The organism is Actinacidiphila sp. bgisy144 (genome assembly GCF_057708105.1).
Genome location: NZ_JBYIRM010000006.1, coordinates 207,848 through 222,559, shown reverse-complemented (window position 1 = coordinate 222,559; position 14,712 = coordinate 207,848). Strand labels below are relative to the sequence as shown.

Sequence of the window (14,712 nt, the reverse complement as noted above, 5' to 3'; positions counted from 1 at the left end):
CGGTGCCGTGCGGCCCCGGGCGGAACCGGGGCCGTACGGCCGGCAGGCGCGGGTCAGAGCAGGCTCCACTGCTGGTTGGCGCCGCCGTTGCAGGTCCACAGCTCCAGCCCGGTGCCGTTGGCGTTGCCCGCGGGCTGGTCGCCGCCGGTGACGTCGAGGCACAGGCCGGACTGGACCCCGGTGACGGTGCCGTCCGCGTTGAGCCGCCACTGCTGGTTGGCGCCGCCGTTGCAGCTCCACAGCTCGACCTTGGTGCCGGCCGCGGTCCGGTTGTCGTAGGCGTCCAGGCACGCGGTCCCGCCGTACAGCCGCAGTTCGCCGGCCGAGGTGAGGGTGACCGCCTGGTTGGCGCCGCCGTCGCAGTCCCAGATCTCGATCGGTGTGCCGTCGGCGGTCTCGTTGTCATAGGCGTCCAGGCAGCGCTTCGAGGACGCCCCGCGCAGCGGATGGGTGGTGCCGACGCTGCTGCCGCTGCCGGGGGAGACCCGGAACATCACGGTGCCGTGCCCGGGCACGGCAGCCGAGATCGCGCCGCTGGTGGTGCTGACCTCGTTCGTCCACAGGTTCGTCAGCTTGTACGACGACGCGGACGGTGCGGCGACCGCGGCGGCGGTGGTGCTGATGGTGGCGGCCGAGGAGTTCTCGTTGAACAGCGCCACCGACACGTCGCCGTTGGACAGCGGCTTGGTGAGCACGTCGAGGCCGCCGGCGGACGACACCTCGGTGCCCTGCTTGCCCAGCGCGTCCTGGTCGACGGCGATCACCGACGTGTTGCCGTACAGCGACAGTGTGGCCGGGGTGGCCGCGCGCAGGTCGGTGCCGGCGATCAGCGGCGCGGCCATCTCCGCCCACAGGCTGAACTCGCTGCGGTCCTCGGTGAAGGACATGCCGTTGCCGACCTCCAGCATGTCCGGGTCGTTCCAGGCGCCGGGACCCGCGTACTGCGCGAGCTGCACATTGGTGTGGAAGATCGACAGCATCGAGGAGAAGGAGGCGTTGATGTCGCCGGTGGTGCGCCACAGGTTGCCGGTGCCGGCGCCCCACGTCCACACGCTGTCCTCGCCCCACTCGCACATGCTGAAGACGATCGGCCGCCCCGTCGCCGCCAGCGCGTCCCGCATCGCGTCGTAGCGCTGCTGCCAGGGCACGCCCTGGTTGTTGCAGTTGTCGTACTTCAGGTAGTCCACCCCCCACGACGCGAAGCTCGCCGCGTCCTGCTGCTCGTGGTCGAGGCTGCCGGGGTAGCCCGCGCAGGTGGCGGTGCCGGCGCTCTCGTAGATGCCGAGCCTCAGGCCCTTGGCGTGGACGTACGCGGCGGTGCCGCTGATCCCGTCGGGGAACTTCGCCGGGTCGGGCACGAGGTTGCCGCTCGCGTCGCGGCTCTTGGTCATCCAGCAGTCGTCGATGTTGACGTAGGAGTACCCGTCGTCCTTCAGGCCCGAGGAGACCAGGTAGTCGGCGGTCTGCTCGATCAGCTGCTCGCTGACGTCGCAGCCGAACGCGTTCCAGTCGTTGAAGCCCATCGGGGGCGTGCGGGCCAGGCCGTTGTCCAGGGCGTGCGCGCGGGGCGACGAGCCGAACAGGACCAGCAAGGAGAGCATCAGCAGCGCCGCGAGGGCCGCGGCCAGCGGCCGGCGGGCCCGGCGGACGGCTCCGGGCGGCGCCGCCGGGAGGTGCGAGGGTGCCGGTGCCGGTAAGGGTGCGGTCGGACGCATCGTGCCGTCTCCTTCGTGGGGGGAGGGGCGCACGGCGCCGCGACGGGGCGCGCAGCGGCCGGCGCCCACCGTCGCGTGTGGCGAATTGGCCGACGGTGTCGGAAGTTGGCACGACGAAGTGTCGGCTTGTGTTGATATCCCGTCAAGAGGCCCGGCGCGAGGCCCGTCAATCAGCCCGGCGGGTGCGGCACGACCGGGGTTACCGCGAGTAGGGTCGGGCGGAGCGGCGGTACCGTGCACTGTGCGCGGCGCCGCGGCGGCGGCCCGCCGTACGGGCCGGCGTCGGATCTGGTTTGCTTGGGAACCATGACCGCGCAGATCAACCCCAGTATCCTGTCCGCCGACTTCGCCCGGCTCGCCGAGGCGGCCGACGCGGCCAAGGGCGCCGACTGGCTCCACGTCGACGTGATGGACAACCACTTCGTGCCGAACCTGACGCTGGGCGTGCCGGTGGTCGAAGCGCTGGGCCGCGCCACGGACATCCCGCTCGACTGCCACCTGATGATCGACCAGCCCGACCGCTGGGCGCCCGCCTACGTGGAGGCCGGCGCCGGCTCGGTCACCTTCCACGCGGAGGCCGCCGCCGCGCCGGTCCGGCTGGCCCGCGAGATCCGGGCCAAGGGCGCCCGCGCCTCGATGGCGCTCAAGCCCGCCACCCCGATCGAGCCGTACGAGGACCTGCTGCCAGAACTGGACATGCTGCTGGTGATGACGGTCGAACCCGGCTTCGGCGGGCAGGCGTTCCTCGACATCATGCTGCCCAAGATCCGCCGCACCCGGGCGCTGATCGACAAGTACGGCCTCCAGATGTGGCTCCAGGTCGACGGCGGGGTCTCACCCGCGACGATCGAGCGCTGCGCCGAGGCCGGCGCCGACGTCTTCGTGGCGGGCTCCGCCGTCTACGGCGCGGACGACCCGGCCGGCGCGATCCGCGCGCTGCGCGAGCAGGCCGACGCGGTCGCCGCGCGCTGACCAGCGCTCCTGCCCGGCGGACCGGCGCGGGCGGCGGTCCGCGACACGCGCGCCGGGCGGGGAACACCGGCCGAACGGCCGCCGAACGGCAGTCGAAGATCGCCGCCGGCCGCCGGATCGCCGGGGCCTGCTTGCCGCCTACGCGCCCGTAACCCCCGAAGTCTGGGAGGATGGCAGCGGAGCTGATCATATGGGTGACTGGGGAGAAGCGACGTGAGCACAGGCCGCGCACAGGTGCGCATGGGCCCGGGCGAGATGGTCCAGGCGGCGGCGATGGCACGTCGCTTCTACCTCGAGGGCAAGTCCAAGATCCAGATTGCCGAGGAGTTCGGGGTCAGCCGGTTCAAGGTGGCCCGGGTGCTGGAGACCGCGCTCGAACGCGACCTGGTGCGGATCGAGATCAGAGTGCCCGCGGAACTGGACGCCGAGCGCTCCGACGCGCTGCGCGCCCACTACGGCCTGCGGCACGCGGTCGTGGTCGAGACCCCCGCGGACCAGGCCGACGCGCCCGACCCGGAGAACCTCGGCGCGGTCGCCGCGGACCTGCTCGGCGAACTCGTCAGCGACGGCGACGTGCTCGGCCTGGCCTGGGGCCGCTCCATCATCACCATGGCCAACGCGCTGGACCGGCTCGCGCCGTGCACCGTCGTGCAGCTCACCGGGGTGTACGACGTCGGCACCGCCGAGCGCGGCTCCGTCGAGGCGGTGCGCACCGCCGCGGCCGTCTCCGGCGGCGAGGCCCACCCGCTGTACGCGCCCATGGTGCTCGCCGACTCCGCCACCGCGTCCGCGTTGCGCGCGCAGAGCCAGATCGCGGCCGCGATGAGCTACTTCGAGAAGGTCACGGTGGCCGTGGTCTCGGTCGGCTCGTGGGAGAGCGGGATCTCCACGGTGTACGACGCCGTGTCCGACGCCGAGCGTGCGCACTACGCCAGCCTCGGGGTGGCCGCGGAGATGTCCTCCCACCTGTTCGACGCCCACGGGCGGCGGGTCGGGCGGGACCTGCGGGAGCGGTGCATCACGATCGACGCGGATCGGCTGCGCCGCATTCCGGAAGTGCTCGCCATCGCCGGGGGGAAGCGGAAGGCCGAGGCGATCAACGCGGTGCTGCGGTCCGGGCTGGTCACGAGCCTGGTGACGGACACGGCCGCGGCGGACCATCTGCTGCATTCCACCGGGCCGATGGTGCGGCCCGCGCTGGATCGGGCCGACCCGGACGGGTCCCTGGCCGGGGGCTGAGCCGCGACGTCGGGCGCCGCCGGCCGCCAGGCCGGTGGCCCCTGCGGGTGCCCGCCGTGGTGGGGTGCGGTTGTGTGCCGGCCGTCGGGCCGGTGGTGGGCTGGTCGCGCAGTTCCCCGCGCCCCTGTGGCCACGCGCCGTCGGGGCGGGGGTCCTGCGGCCACGCGCCGTGGTGGTGGGCGGTTGTGTGCCGGCAGTCAGTCGAGGGTGATGGTGAGCTCGGTGTCGGTGTGGCGCCAGAAGAGCTCGGCGTCGTGGAGGATGTCCTTGACGATGCGCCAGTCGCGGGGGAGGCGGTCGGCGAAGTCGTGCCAGTTGCGGACGTGGAGGCGGCGGCCGCCGGGCTCGACCGGCCACCAGGACAGGTCGGTGAGGCAGTCCGCGAGCGCGTCCCAGTTGCGGCCGAACCAGTCGGGCAGCCGGAGGTCCGCGGAGACCCGGTCCATGAACTCCTGCCGGTCGCCGACGCCGGCCAGATCGAGCACGAGCATGCGCCGATGCTGTCACAGCATGTCGCAATGTGCCCGACAAGCCCCCTGGTCGCGCCGTGTCCCCCGGGCCCTGCCGCTGCGGCCTGTGGCATGTCTGTGACAGGGACGGGACGGTTCGCGGGTCTCGCCGACCCTACGATCTTGGCCATGAAACTCGGGGGACTGACACGCGTGCACGGCCACAGCCATCTCCACCACTACGGCCACAGCAGCGGCGGGGGTTCGGGGAGCCTGCCGATGCCGGTGGTCGTGGTGCTGGTGGTCCTGGTCGTCGTCGTGCTCGTGGTGGTCGCGGTCAAGCGCCGCAGCGGCGACTCGTAACGGGAGCAGGTGATTGGAGGATCATACGAAACGCGGGCGGGGCGGGGTACGCCGAACCGACGAAGAGCGCGCCGAAGGCCGCCGTGACCAGCGGACTTCGGGGAGGATAGGCCGAGGAGCCGCAGCCGGACGCTGATCCGGCCCGCGCCGACTCCCCGCCCGCCCCCAGTTGAACCCGCAGGTGAGAGAGTCGGTATGCGTTTCCTCAACGATGCCCAGCCCCCGTACGACCTGACGTACGACGACGTCTTCATGGTGCCCGGGCGCAGTGCCGTGGGCTCCCGGCAGGCGGTGGACCTCCGCTCGCCCGACGGCAGCGGCACCACGATCCCGCTGGTCGTGGCGAACATGACCGCGATCGCCGGGCGCCGGATGGCGGAGACCGTCGCCCGCCGCGGCGGCCTGGTCGTCATCCCGCAGGACATCCCGATCGACGTGGTCACCGAGGTCATCGGCTGGATCAAGCAGCGCCACCTGGTGCTGGACACCCCGATCACGCTGGCCCCCTCGCAGACCGTCGCCGACGCGCTGTCGCTGCTGCCCAAGCGGGCGCACGGCGCCGGGGTCGTGGTGGCCGACGGCCGCCCGGTCGGCGTGGTCACCGAAGCCGACCTGACCGGCGTGGACCGCTTCACCCAGCTGTCCGAGGTGATGTCCCGCGAGCTGCTGGTGCTCGACGCGGACATGGACCCGCGCGACGCCTTCAACCAGCTGGACGCCGCCCACCGCAGGCTCGCCCCCGCGGTGGACGCCGACGGGCGGCTGGCCGGCATCCTCACCCGTACCGGCGCGCTGCGCGCCACGCTGTACGACCCGGCGGTCGACGCGCGCGGGCGGCTGCGGATCGCCGCGGCCGTCGGCATCAACGGCGACGTGGCGGGCAAGGCGAAGCAGCTGCTCGACGCGGGCGTGGACACGCTCGTGGTCGACACCGCGCACGGCCACCAGGAGTCGATGCTCGCCGCGGTCCGCGCGGTGCGCGCGCTGGACCCGGCGGTGCCGGTGGTGGCGGGCAACGTGGTCGCCGCCGACGGGGTGCGCGACCTGGTCGAGGCCGGCGCGGACATCGTCAAGGTCGGGGTCGGCCCCGGCGCGATGTGCACCACCCGCATGATGACCGGCGTGGGGCGGCCGCAGTTCTCGGCGGTGCTGGAGTGCGCGGCCGAGGCACGGCGGCTGGGCCGGCACGTGTGGGCGGACGGCGGCGTGCGCCACCCGCGGGACGTCGCCATGGCGCTGGCGGCCGGCGCGTCGAACGTGATGATCGGCTCCTGGTTCGCCGGGACCCACGAGTCCCCGGGCGACCTCCAGCAGGCGGCGGACGGCCGGCTGTACAAGGAGTCGTTCGGCATGGCCTCCGCCCGCGCGGTGCGCAACCGCACCAGCGAGGAGTCGGCGTACGACCGGGCGCGCAAGGCGCTGTTCGAGGAGGGGATCTCCACCTCGCGGATGTTCCTGGACCCGGTGCGGCCCGGCGTGGAGGACCTGATCGACTCGATCGTGGCCGGGGTGCGCAGCTCCTGCACGTACGCGGGCGCGGCCTCGCTGGCGGAGTTCGCCGAGCGCGCGGTCGTCGGGGTGCAGAGCGCGGCCGGCTACGCGGAGGGCCAGCCGCTGTACGCGAGCTGGTCGTAGCCGTCGCCGTCGCCGTCGCCGTCGCGGGTGGGGTCGGGCGCCGCGCGTGCGAGACTCCCGCTGTGGCGCTCAATGAGATCGACGAACGGATCGTGCACGCCCTGGCCGAGGACGCGCGGCGCTCGTACGCGGACATCGGGTCGCAGGTGGGCCTGTCCGCGCCCGCGGTCAAGCGGCGGGTGGACCGGCTGCTGGCGGCGGGCGCGATCACCGGCTTCACCGTACGGGTGGACCCCGCGGCGCTCGGCTGGCAGACCGAGGCACTGGTGGAGCTGTACTGCCGGCACAACACCTCGCCCGCGGACATCCGGCGGGGGCTGGCGCACTACCCGGAGGTGGCGTCCGCGTCGACCGTGACCGGCGACGCGGACGCGGTGGTGCAGGTGTTCGCCTCGGACGTGCGCCACTTCGAGCAGGTGCTGGAGCGGATCGCGGGGGAGCCGTTCGTCAGCCGGACCCGCTCGGTGCTGGTGCTCTCCCCGCTGCTGCGCCGCTACGGTGCGGCGGGCCCGTCGTGACTTCCGACCCGGGCGATATGTCCGGCTTGGGATGAGTAGATATGTTTTGTCGTCCTCAATGGGGTAACGCGGTGAGGTGAGACCGGGAAAAGGGCCCCGGCCGCCCGAGGAGGCGACATGATCACGCGCGAACAGATTCCCCAAGTCGTGGGCCATCCGGTCCATGACGCGCAGGGGAAGAAGATCGGCGATGCCAAGCACATGTACCTGGACGACGCCACCGGCCTGCCGGAGTGGGTGACGGTCAAGACCGGCTTCTTCGGCAACAACGAGACGTTCGTGCCGACCCGCGCCGCGAAGATCGTGCAGGACCATGTCGAGGTGCCGTACGAGAAGGACAAGGTCAAGGGCGCGCCCAACGTGGACGTCGACTCCGGCGGCCACCTGTCGGCCGAGGAGGAACGGCACCTGTACCGCTACTACGGCCTGGACTCGCGTGGCGGCGAGGCGGGCACGCAGGGCGGGATGGGCACCGGCGAGAAGGCGGCGGCGGCCGGTGGCGCGGCCGGGGCTGCCGGGGCGGCCGGCGCCGCGGGCCGGGGTCGGCACGCCCGCCGCGACCGCGCGGAGGCGGCGGACCCGTCCGCCAAGGGCACCCAGCCGGAGATGTCCGGCAGCGAGGCAGGCACCGGCACGGCGGCGTACGCGGCCGGCCGCAGCGGTGCGGCCGAGCGGCTGGGCACCGGCGAGTCGAGGGCCGCGGCCGGCGACGAGATGACCCGGTCCGAGGAGGAGATGCACGTCCGGGTCGAGCGCCAGGCGGCCGGCCGGGCCAGGCTGCACAAGGTCGTCGACGTGGAGGAGGTCGAGCAGACCGTCCCGATCGTCCACGAGGAAGTGCGGCTGGAGCGCACGCCGATCACCGACGCGGAGCGCGCCGCCGGGCTGGGCGACATCAGCGAGGCCGAGCGGATCGTCACGCTCCACGAGGACAAGCCCGTGGTCGAGACCGAGGTCGTGGCCAAGGAGCGGGTCCGGATGCGGGTCGAGGAGCACACCGAGCAGCGCAAGGTGCACGGCCGGGTCCGCAAGGAGCGGATCGAGACCGAGATGGCCGGCGAGCCCGGCACCGAGCGGTCGGCCAAGTCCTCCGACGAGGAGGGCCTCGGCTGACCGGCTGACGGTCGCGCTCGACGCGCCGTTCGGGCGCCCACCCCCTGCCCGGGGTGGGCGCCCGCGCACGTTCCCGGCCCCCGCCGCCCGCCGCCGCCCACCCCCGCGCAACAGATCGCCGTTTCGGCGCCGAACAACGCAACAGATCGGGGCCACCGGCGCAATGTTCGCGTCTTGTCGCCACATCAGGGCGGGACATACCGTCCGGGGAGGGCCTGCTGAGCTGCGGAAAGCCGCGGCGAGCGGGCTCCGGCCGGGCGCGCGGTGCGCCGGGCGGGAGACGACGGACCGGGGAGCGGTGCATGGCCGAAACACTGCGGATCGGGCTGCTGCAAGGCCCCACCGGGCTGCCCGCCGACCCCGCGGCGAGCCTCGCGGCCCTGGAGCGCGCCGCCGCGCAGGCGGCCGGGCGCGGCGTACGCCTGCTGGTCACCAGCGAGATGTTCCTGACCGGCTACGCCCTCGGCGCCACCGTCGCCGCCCTCGCCGAGCCGGCCGACGGGCCCGCCGCCCGGCAGATCGCCGCGATCGCCGCCCGGCACCGTGTCGCCGTCGTGCACGGCTACCCCGAACGGGACGGCGACCGCGTCCACAACGCCGCCCGCCTCACCGGCCCGGACGGCACCGCACTCGCCGACTACCGCAAGACCCACCTCTTCGGCGGCTACGAGCGCTCCGTGTTCACCCCCGGCGACCGCCCGCTGGCGCAGGCCACCCTGGACGGCGTCCGGATCGGCCTGCTGGTCTGCTACGACGTCGAGTTCCCCGAAGCGGTCCGCGCCCACGCCCTGGCCGGCACCGAACTGCTGGTGGTGCCCACCGCGTTGATGCGCCCGTACGAGTTCGTCGCCCGAACACTGCTGCCCGCGCGGGCGTTCGAGAACGGCCTCCACATCGCGTACGTCAACCGCTGCGGCCCCGAAGGGGAGTACGACTTCCTCGGCGGCAGCTGCCTGGCCGGACCCGACGGCGTGGTGCGCGCCCGGGCCGGCACGGGGCCCGAACTCCTCGTCGCCGACGCCGACATGGCACTGCTGCGCACCACCCGCGAGCAGAACCCGTACCTGACCGACCGCCGCCCCGAGCTGTACGGCTCGCTCGCCGCCAGGAGAACCGCCCGATGACGTCCGTGCCCACCGCGATCCCCGACGAAGGACACGACCGCGGCCCGGCCGAACCGCCGCTGACCATGTTCGGCCCCGACTTCCCCTTCCCCTACGACGACTTCCTCGCCCACCCCGCCGGGCTCGGAGCGGTGCCGCCCACCGCGCTCGGCACCGAGGTCGCCGTGATCGGCGGCGGCCTGTCCGGCCTGGTCACCGCCTACGAGCTGATGCGGATGGGCCTGCGCCCGGTGCTCTACGAGGCCGGCGAGATCGGCGGCCGGCTGCGTACCGTGGCCTTCGACGGGCACGGCGCCGTCGGCGAGGAAGGCGCCCTCACCGCGGAGATGGGCGCGATGCGCTTTCCGCCGTCCTCCACCGCGCTGCGCCACTACATCGACCTGGTCGGGCTGACCACCAGGCCGTTCCCCAACCCGCTGGCGCCCTGCACCCCTTCGACCGTCGTGGACCTCAAGGGCCGCTCGCACTACGCCACTTCCGTCGACGACCTGCCCGAGGTCTACCACCAGGTGATGCGCGCCTGGCAGACCTGCCTGGAGGAGGGCGCCGACTTCACCGCGATGCAGCAGGCGCTGCGCGCCCGGGACGTACCGCGGATCAGGCAGATCTGGTCCGCGCTCGTCGAGCGGCTGGACAACCAGACCTTCTACGGATTCCTGTGCGCCGCACCGGCGTTCGCCTCCTTCCGGCACCGGGAGATCTTCGGCCAGGTCGGCTTCGGCACCGGCGGTTGGGACACCGACTTCCCCAACTCGATCCTGGAGATCCTGCGGGTCGTCTACACCGGTGCCGACGACGACCACCACAGCATCGTCGGCGGCAGCCGCCAACTCCCGCTGCGGCTGTGGGCCCGCGAGCCGGACAAGCTGCTGCACTGGCCGCGCGGCACCTCGCTGCGCTCCCTGCACGGCGGCACCCCGCGCCCGGCGGTCACCGGGCTGCACCGCACCGCGGGCAACCGGATCACCGTCACCGACGCCACCGGCGACATCCGCAGCTACCGCGCCGCGGTGTTCACCGCGCAGAGCTGGATGCTGCTGGCGAAGATCTCCTGCGACGAGTCGCTCTTCCCGATCGACCACTGGACCGCGATCGAGCGCACCCACTACATGGAGTCCAGCAAGCTCTTCGTGCCGGTCGACCGGCCGTTCTGGCGGGACGTGGACCCGCGCACCGGCCGCGACACGATGTCGATGACGCTCACCGACCGGATGACCCGCGGCACCTACCTGCTGGACGACGGCCCGGACCGGCCGGCGGTGATCTGCCTCTCCTACACCTGGTGCGACGACAGCTCCAAGTGGCTGCCGCTGACCGCGCACGAGCGGATGGAGGTCATGCTCAAGTCGCTCGGCGAGATCTACCCCGGCGTCGACATCAGGAAGCACATCACCGGCAACCCGGTCACGGTCTCCTGGGAGGACGAGCCCTACTTCATGGGCGCGTTCAAGGCCAACCTGCCCGGCCACTACCGCTACCAGCGGCGGCTGTTCACACACTTCATGCAGGACCTGCTGCCCGCGGACCAGCGCGGCATCTTCCTCGCCGGGGACGACGTGTCCTGGACCGCCGGGTGGGCCGAGGGCGCCGTGCAGACCGCGCTCAACGCGGTGTGGGGCGTCATGCACCACCTCGGCGGCGCCACCGACCCGCTCAACCCCGGCCCCGGCGACCGCTACGACGAGATCGCGCCGGTGCCGCTGCCCGAGGACTGAGCCGGCAGACCGCGGGCGACGCTCGCGGGGAAGGGCGCGAGCACCGCCCGGGCCATCGCGCCGACCGACACGTCCAGCGCCCGGGCGCACTCCTCGTACGCCTCCCGGCGGTCGCGGATCGCCCACAGCAGCCGGGCAGCCGCCCACGCGCCGTCCCGCGCCCGGGCCAGCGACCAGGACGCGACGGCGTGGGTGAGCGGGTCCAGCCGCTCCAGCAGGTCCGGGCCCGGCATCAGCTCCTCCCGGACCCGCGCCTCGATGGCGGTGAGCACCGCGCCCACCGCGACGAAGTCGGGTGCGACCGCGTCGGGCGTGCGGCCGGTGGCCCGGCAGGTGTCGACCACGGCCAGCGCGAGGTCGTGCCCGACGTGGGCGGTGATGCCGGCCAGCGCGAACTGGAGCGGGTGGACCGCCGGATCGGCCCGCGCCCGCACCAACGGCTGCCAGCACGCGGGCACCCGGCCGCCCGTGCGGGGTGCGTCCGCGTCGGGTTCGCCGGTGCCGAGTTCGTCCGTGCCGGGTCCGTCCATGCTGGGTGCGCCGGTGCGGGGTCCGTCCGTGTCGGGGCCGTCCGGGGCCGGCGCGTCCGCGGCCTCGACCGCCGCCAGGTAGCGCCCGGCGAACAGCACGGCCAGCTCCGCCGCCTCCGGGCCGTCGGGGAAGCGGCCGCGGCCCAGCCGCCGGGCGAACTCCTCGGTGACCGACAGGTAGACCCGGTCGAACACCGCGACCCCGTCGGACGGCGGCAACCGCACCGCCAGCGCCCGCATCCGCCGCACCACGTCCGCCACGCCCGCCGCGCCCCCCGCGTCCCCCGGCGCCGTCCATTGTGCCGTCGTCGTCATCCCCCCAGCTTCCGCACCGCGCGGCCGCGGCCCGCCGCGCCGCGCGGCGAAGTCGCCGTGACGGCCGACCCGCACCGGCCGAAACGATTCGCCACCGGGCCCGGGCGGGCCCGCCCGGGCCTGCCAGGGGCGCTGCGGCTCCCTACAGCGCGCCCGCGTCCCGCGCGGTCCACACCGACGGGTAGATCGGCCGGAACCCCAGCTCGTCGCGGATGCGCGCGGTCGAGACGATGCCGTCCCACGGGTCCTCCACCACCCGCTCGGCGGCCTCGGGCGCGGGCGAAAGGCCGTTCAGCCAGAGCAGCTCGACGGTCGAGACGGGCGCGTCGTCGGCGATGTTGTAGATCCGGCCGCCGATGCCCGGCGCGTACAGCAGGCGCAGCAGTGCCTGCCCGACGTCGGCGTGGTGCACCATCTGGAGCCGCCGGTGCCCGGGCCACTCCCGCGCCCACGGCACCGCGTTCACCAGGTGCGGGTCGCCCTCGCCGTAGACGAACGCGAGCCGCCCGACGCGCAGGTCCAGGCCGTCCAGGGCCAGCAGACCGGTCTCCGCCGCCCACTTGGAGTCGGGGTAGGCGCTGCCCGCCAGGTGGCTGCCGGCCAGCGGCCCGTCGTCCTCCACGGCGGGGCGGCCGCGCCCGGCGCCGTACACCCGGTTCGTGCTGACCTGCACGAAGCGCCGCGCGCCCGCCTCGACCGCGGCCCGGCCGAGGTCGAGCGCCGCGTCGCGGTTGACCGCCCACGCCTCCTCGTCGGGCACACCGCGGAAGGCGGCCGCGACATTGACGACCGCGTCCACCCCGTCCACGGCCCGGCGCAGGTCCGCGCCCTGGCGCAGCTCGCCGACCACCGCCTGCGCGCCCAGCTTCGTGAACGGCTCGGCCCGCGCCTGGTCGCGCACCAGCACCCGTACGGTGTCGCCGCCGCGCCCGGCCCGCTCCAGCAGCCGGGGGACGAACCTGCGGCCGACCTGGCCGGTGGCTCCGGTGACCAGAATCCTCATGACGTGCTCCTCGCGCGTGTCCGTTGCCTGCGCCCGCCGCCACCACGCGGCGCGGCGGGCTGCTTCCCACCGTGCGCGCACCGGCCCGGTCGCGGGAGAGACGAGCCGATCCGGGGACAGCCGCGCCCTGGATCACGGCCCGGGCGTCCCGTTCGGTCCGCAGGCACCGCGCCGCACCGGGACCAGCTTGGTGAGCAGGCGTCAACTCCCTTCCCTGTCAAGGGAGATGGCGCGCGCCTGTGCCATGGCGTGTTCGCGCGCCTGGAATTGCCCGACTGGGGCTCCGACGGACGGTGAGTGCGCGCTAACGTGGAGACACGGTCCGGCGGGTTCGATTCCCCCGTGCGCATCCGCCGGACCGCTTACCTCTCGCACCTCTTCCCCTCCCTCCCGCTTCCTCCCGTCCCGCGGCGCCCGAGCCCGCCGGCGGTCGAGCATCCGGTGCGCAGCGCGGCTTTCCGCGCCCCCGAGGGGCCCCTCGTGTGAGCGAGGGCACAAAACAGGGGTGGAGCGCGGGGATGCCGCCGTGGCAGACTTGGATCAGTAGTGACGTTCGCGCACTCCGGGGTCGGTGCAATTCCGAACCGGCGGTTACAGTCCGCGACCCGGCCGCAGCCAGCGGTCGGTTGACCAGGTGAAATTCCTGGACCGACGGTGAAAGTCCGGATGGGAGGCAGTGCGCGGCGGGCGTTCACTCGGGAAGGCCGCCGTAGGAGCGGGTCCGTGCGCATGACGTACGGTGCCGCGCGTGTGCGACCGGTCGCCCGGCGAGTGGAGCCCGTCAGTTCCCTCGCCCCGGAGTCCGTGCCTGATGAGGCAGGAGGACCCGGTGGCCACCAGTGCAGAAGCCGACGCGATGCGTCGAGCCGTCGCGCTGTCCGCACGCGCCCTCGGCGCGACCGCGCCGAACCCCGTGGTGGGCTGTGTGATCCTCGACGCGGCCGGACAGGTCGCGGGCGAGGGCTGGCACCAGCGCGCCGGCGGGCCGCACGCAGAAGTGCACGCGCTCCTCGCGGCCGGGGAGCGGGCCCGCGGCGGCACCGCCCTGGTCACGCTCGAACCCTGCAACCACATCGGCCGGACCGGCCCCTGCGCCCAGGCGCTGATCGAGGCCGGAATCGCCCGGGTCGTCTACGCGGTCGCCGACCCCAGCCCGGTCGCGGCCGGCGGCGCGCAGACGCTGCGCGCCGCGGGCGTCGACGTCGCGGGCGGCCTGCTCGCCGAGGAGGCCGCGGCGGTCAACGTCGCCTGGCTCACCTCGGTACGCGAGGGCCGGCCGCACGTGCGCTGGAAGTACGCCGCGACGCTCGACGGCCGGATCGCCGCCGCCGACGGCACCAGCCGGTGGATCACCTCGCCCGAGGCCCGCGCCGACGTGCACCGGCTGCGCGCGGCCGCCGACGCCGTCGTGGTCGGCTCCGGCACCCTGGCCGCGGACGACCCGCACCTGGCCGTGCGCGGTATCGACGGCGCCACCCAGCCGCTGCGGGTCGTGGTCGACACCCGCGCCCGGACCACCCCCGGCGCCCGGGTGCTGGACGACGCCGCGCCCACCCTGATCGCCGTCGGCCCGGACGCCGACACCTCCCACCTGGCCGGCGTGGACGTCGTACGGCTGCCGTACGCGCCGCAGGGCCGCGGCCTCGACGTGGGCGCGCTGCTGACCGAACTGCTCGGCCGCGGGGTCCGCTCGGTGCTGCTCGAAGGCGGGCCGACGCTCGCCGGGGCGTTCGTCGCCGCCGGGCACGTCGACGCCGTGACCGCCTACCTCGCCCCGGCGCTGCTCGGCGCCGGGCCCGCCGCGCTCGACGGCGGGGGAATCAGCACGATCGCACAGGCGTTGCGGCTCGACGTGACCGGAGTCGACCGGATCGGACCCGACCTGCGGGTCACCGCCGTGCCCGCCGTCGCGGCCCCCGCGAGCGAAGCCGCCATCGAAACTGCCACCGAGGCCGCCACCGCACCCTCCGCTGCCGCCGTCGCCAGCGCTGCCGTTCCCACCGCATACCAGGAGAGCTGAC

13 protein-coding genes and 1 riboswitch are annotated in these 14,712 nt (G+C 74.1%); of the genes, 9 read left to right on the top strand and 4 right to left on the bottom strand.

The window, feature by feature from the left end:
- Nucleotides 1-53: 53 nt before the first annotated feature.
- Nucleotides 54-1,601: a glycoside hydrolase family 27 protein gene (locus AC3EVP_RS09705; RefSeq protein ID WP_435128262.1), complete on the bottom strand. Its 1,548-nt coding sequence runs from the start codon at nucleotides 1,599-1,601 to the stop codon at nucleotides 54-56.
- 420 nt (nucleotides 1,602-2,021) lie between these two features.
- On the opposite strand from AC3EVP_RS09705, the gene rpe reads away from it, so the two are divergent.
- Complete coding sequence (gene rpe, locus AC3EVP_RS09700; protein WP_335975947.1) at nucleotides 2,022-2,687, top strand: ribulose-phosphate 3-epimerase; 666 nt, start codon at nucleotides 2,022-2,024, stop codon at nucleotides 2,685-2,687.
- Nucleotides 2,688-2,927: 240 nt separating this feature from the next.
- Nucleotides 2,928-3,926, top strand: a complete 999-nt coding sequence (locus tag AC3EVP_RS09695) for a sugar-binding transcriptional regulator (RefSeq protein ID WP_335976269.1) — start codon at nucleotides 2,928-2,930, stop codon at nucleotides 3,924-3,926.
- A 197-nt stretch (nucleotides 3,927-4,123) separates the two neighbouring features.
- Here the strand turns inward: AC3EVP_RS09695 and AC3EVP_RS09690 are convergent, their stop codons facing one another.
- Nucleotides 4,124-4,417: a barstar family protein gene (locus AC3EVP_RS09690; RefSeq protein WP_335975951.1), complete on the bottom strand. Its 294-nt coding sequence runs from the start codon at nucleotides 4,415-4,417 to the stop codon at nucleotides 4,124-4,126.
- 147 nt (nucleotides 4,418-4,564) lie between these two features.
- Between AC3EVP_RS09690 and AC3EVP_RS09685 the strand changes: the two genes are divergently transcribed.
- The 6 genes from AC3EVP_RS09685 to AC3EVP_RS09660 all read left to right on the top strand — a co-directional run bounded on the left by AC3EVP_RS09685 (nucleotide 4,565) and on the right by AC3EVP_RS09660 (nucleotide 10,843).
- Complete coding sequence (locus AC3EVP_RS09685) at nucleotides 4,565-4,738, top strand: hypothetical protein (protein ID WP_435128122.1); 174 nt, start codon at nucleotides 4,565-4,567, stop codon at nucleotides 4,736-4,738.
- Between the two features lie 195 nt (nucleotides 4,739-4,933).
- Nucleotides 4,934-6,373 carry a GuaB1 family IMP dehydrogenase-related protein gene (locus AC3EVP_RS09680; protein WP_335975959.1) on the top strand — a complete coding sequence of 480 codons (1,440 nt, stop codon included), beginning with the start codon at nucleotides 4,934-4,936 and terminating at the stop codon, nucleotides 6,371-6,373.
- Between the two features lie 62 nt (nucleotides 6,374-6,435).
- Nucleotides 6,436-6,891, top strand: coding sequence for an Lrp/AsnC family transcriptional regulator (locus AC3EVP_RS09675; protein WP_335975965.1), 456 nt, complete (start codon nucleotides 6,436-6,438; stop codon nucleotides 6,889-6,891).
- A 117-nt stretch (nucleotides 6,892-7,008) separates the two neighbouring features.
- Nucleotides 7,009-8,004: a PRC and DUF2382 domain-containing protein gene (locus AC3EVP_RS09670; protein ID WP_435128119.1), complete on the top strand. Its 996-nt coding sequence runs from the start codon at nucleotides 7,009-7,011 to the stop codon at nucleotides 8,002-8,004.
- A 302-nt stretch (nucleotides 8,005-8,306) separates the two neighbouring features.
- Nucleotides 8,307-9,128, top strand: a complete 822-nt coding sequence (locus tag AC3EVP_RS09665; protein ID WP_435128117.1) for a carbon-nitrogen hydrolase family protein — start codon at nucleotides 8,307-8,309, stop codon at nucleotides 9,126-9,128.
- Complete coding sequence (locus tag AC3EVP_RS09660) at nucleotides 9,125-10,843, top strand: flavin monoamine oxidase family protein (protein ID WP_435128115.1); 1,719 nt, start codon at nucleotides 9,125-9,127, stop codon at nucleotides 10,841-10,843. Before AC3EVP_RS09665 ends, AC3EVP_RS09660 begins: the two co-directional genes overlap by 4 nt.
- On the opposite strand, the gene AC3EVP_RS09655 is transcribed toward AC3EVP_RS09660, so the two are convergent.
- On the bottom strand, nucleotides 10,804-11,688 hold the full coding sequence (locus AC3EVP_RS09655) for a DUF5995 family protein (protein WP_435128113.1): 885 nt from the start codon (nucleotides 11,686-11,688) through the stop codon (nucleotides 10,804-10,806). The genes AC3EVP_RS09660 and AC3EVP_RS09655 overlap by 40 nt on opposite strands.
- 142 nt (nucleotides 11,689-11,830) lie before the next feature.
- Nucleotides 11,831-12,691 carry an NAD-dependent epimerase/dehydratase family protein gene (locus tag AC3EVP_RS09650; protein ID WP_435128111.1) on the bottom strand — a complete coding sequence of 287 codons (861 nt, stop codon included), beginning with the start codon at nucleotides 12,689-12,691 and terminating at the stop codon, nucleotides 11,831-11,833.
- Between the two features lie 553 nt (nucleotides 12,692-13,244).
- A riboswitch (FMN riboswitch) is annotated at nucleotides 13,245-13,375 on the top strand.
- Between the two features lie 145 nt (nucleotides 13,376-13,520).
- Between AC3EVP_RS09650 and ribD the strand changes: the two genes are divergently transcribed.
- A complete protein-coding gene (gene ribD, locus AC3EVP_RS09645) occupies nucleotides 13,521-14,711 on the top strand; it encodes a bifunctional diaminohydroxyphosphoribosylaminopyrimidine deaminase/5-amino-6-(5-phosphoribosylamino)uracil reductase RibD (RefSeq protein WP_435128109.1) in 1,191 nt (396 codons plus the stop codon).
- Nucleotide 14,712: the final 1 nt, after the last annotated feature.

Coding starts and splice junctions, on each gene's coding strand:
- AC3EVP_RS09705 (WP_435128262.1), bottom strand. CDS start 1,601: ATGCTCTCCTTGCTGGTCCTGTTCGGCTCGTCGCCCCGCGCGCACGCC.
- rpe (WP_335975947.1), top strand. CDS start 2,022: ATGACCGCGCAGATCAACCCCAGTATCCTGTCCGCCGACTTCGCCCGG.
- AC3EVP_RS09695 (WP_335976269.1), top strand. CDS start 2,928: ATGGGCCCGGGCGAGATGGTCCAGGCGGCGGCGATGGCACGTCGCTTC.
- AC3EVP_RS09690 (WP_335975951.1), bottom strand. CDS start 4,417: ATGCTCGTGCTCGATCTGGCCGGCGTCGGCGACCGGCAGGAGTTCATG.
- AC3EVP_RS09685 (WP_435128122.1), top strand. CDS start 4,565: ATGAAACTCGGGGGACTGACACGCGTGCACGGCCACAGCCATCTCCAC.
- AC3EVP_RS09680 (WP_335975959.1), top strand. CDS start 4,934: ATGCGTTTCCTCAACGATGCCCAGCCCCCGTACGACCTGACGTACGAC.
- AC3EVP_RS09670 (WP_435128119.1), top strand. CDS start 7,009: ATGATCACGCGCGAACAGATTCCCCAAGTCGTGGGCCATCCGGTCCAT.
- AC3EVP_RS09665 (WP_435128117.1), top strand. CDS start 8,307: ATGGCCGAAACACTGCGGATCGGGCTGCTGCAAGGCCCCACCGGGCTG.
- AC3EVP_RS09660 (WP_435128115.1), top strand. CDS start 9,125: ATGACGTCCGTGCCCACCGCGATCCCCGACGAAGGACACGACCGCGGC.
- AC3EVP_RS09655 (WP_435128113.1), bottom strand. CDS start 11,688: ATGACGACGACGGCACAATGGACGGCGCCGGGGGACGCGGGGGGCGCG.
- AC3EVP_RS09650 (WP_435128111.1), bottom strand. CDS start 12,691: ATGAGGATTCTGGTCACCGGAGCCACCGGCCAGGTCGGCCGCAGGTTC.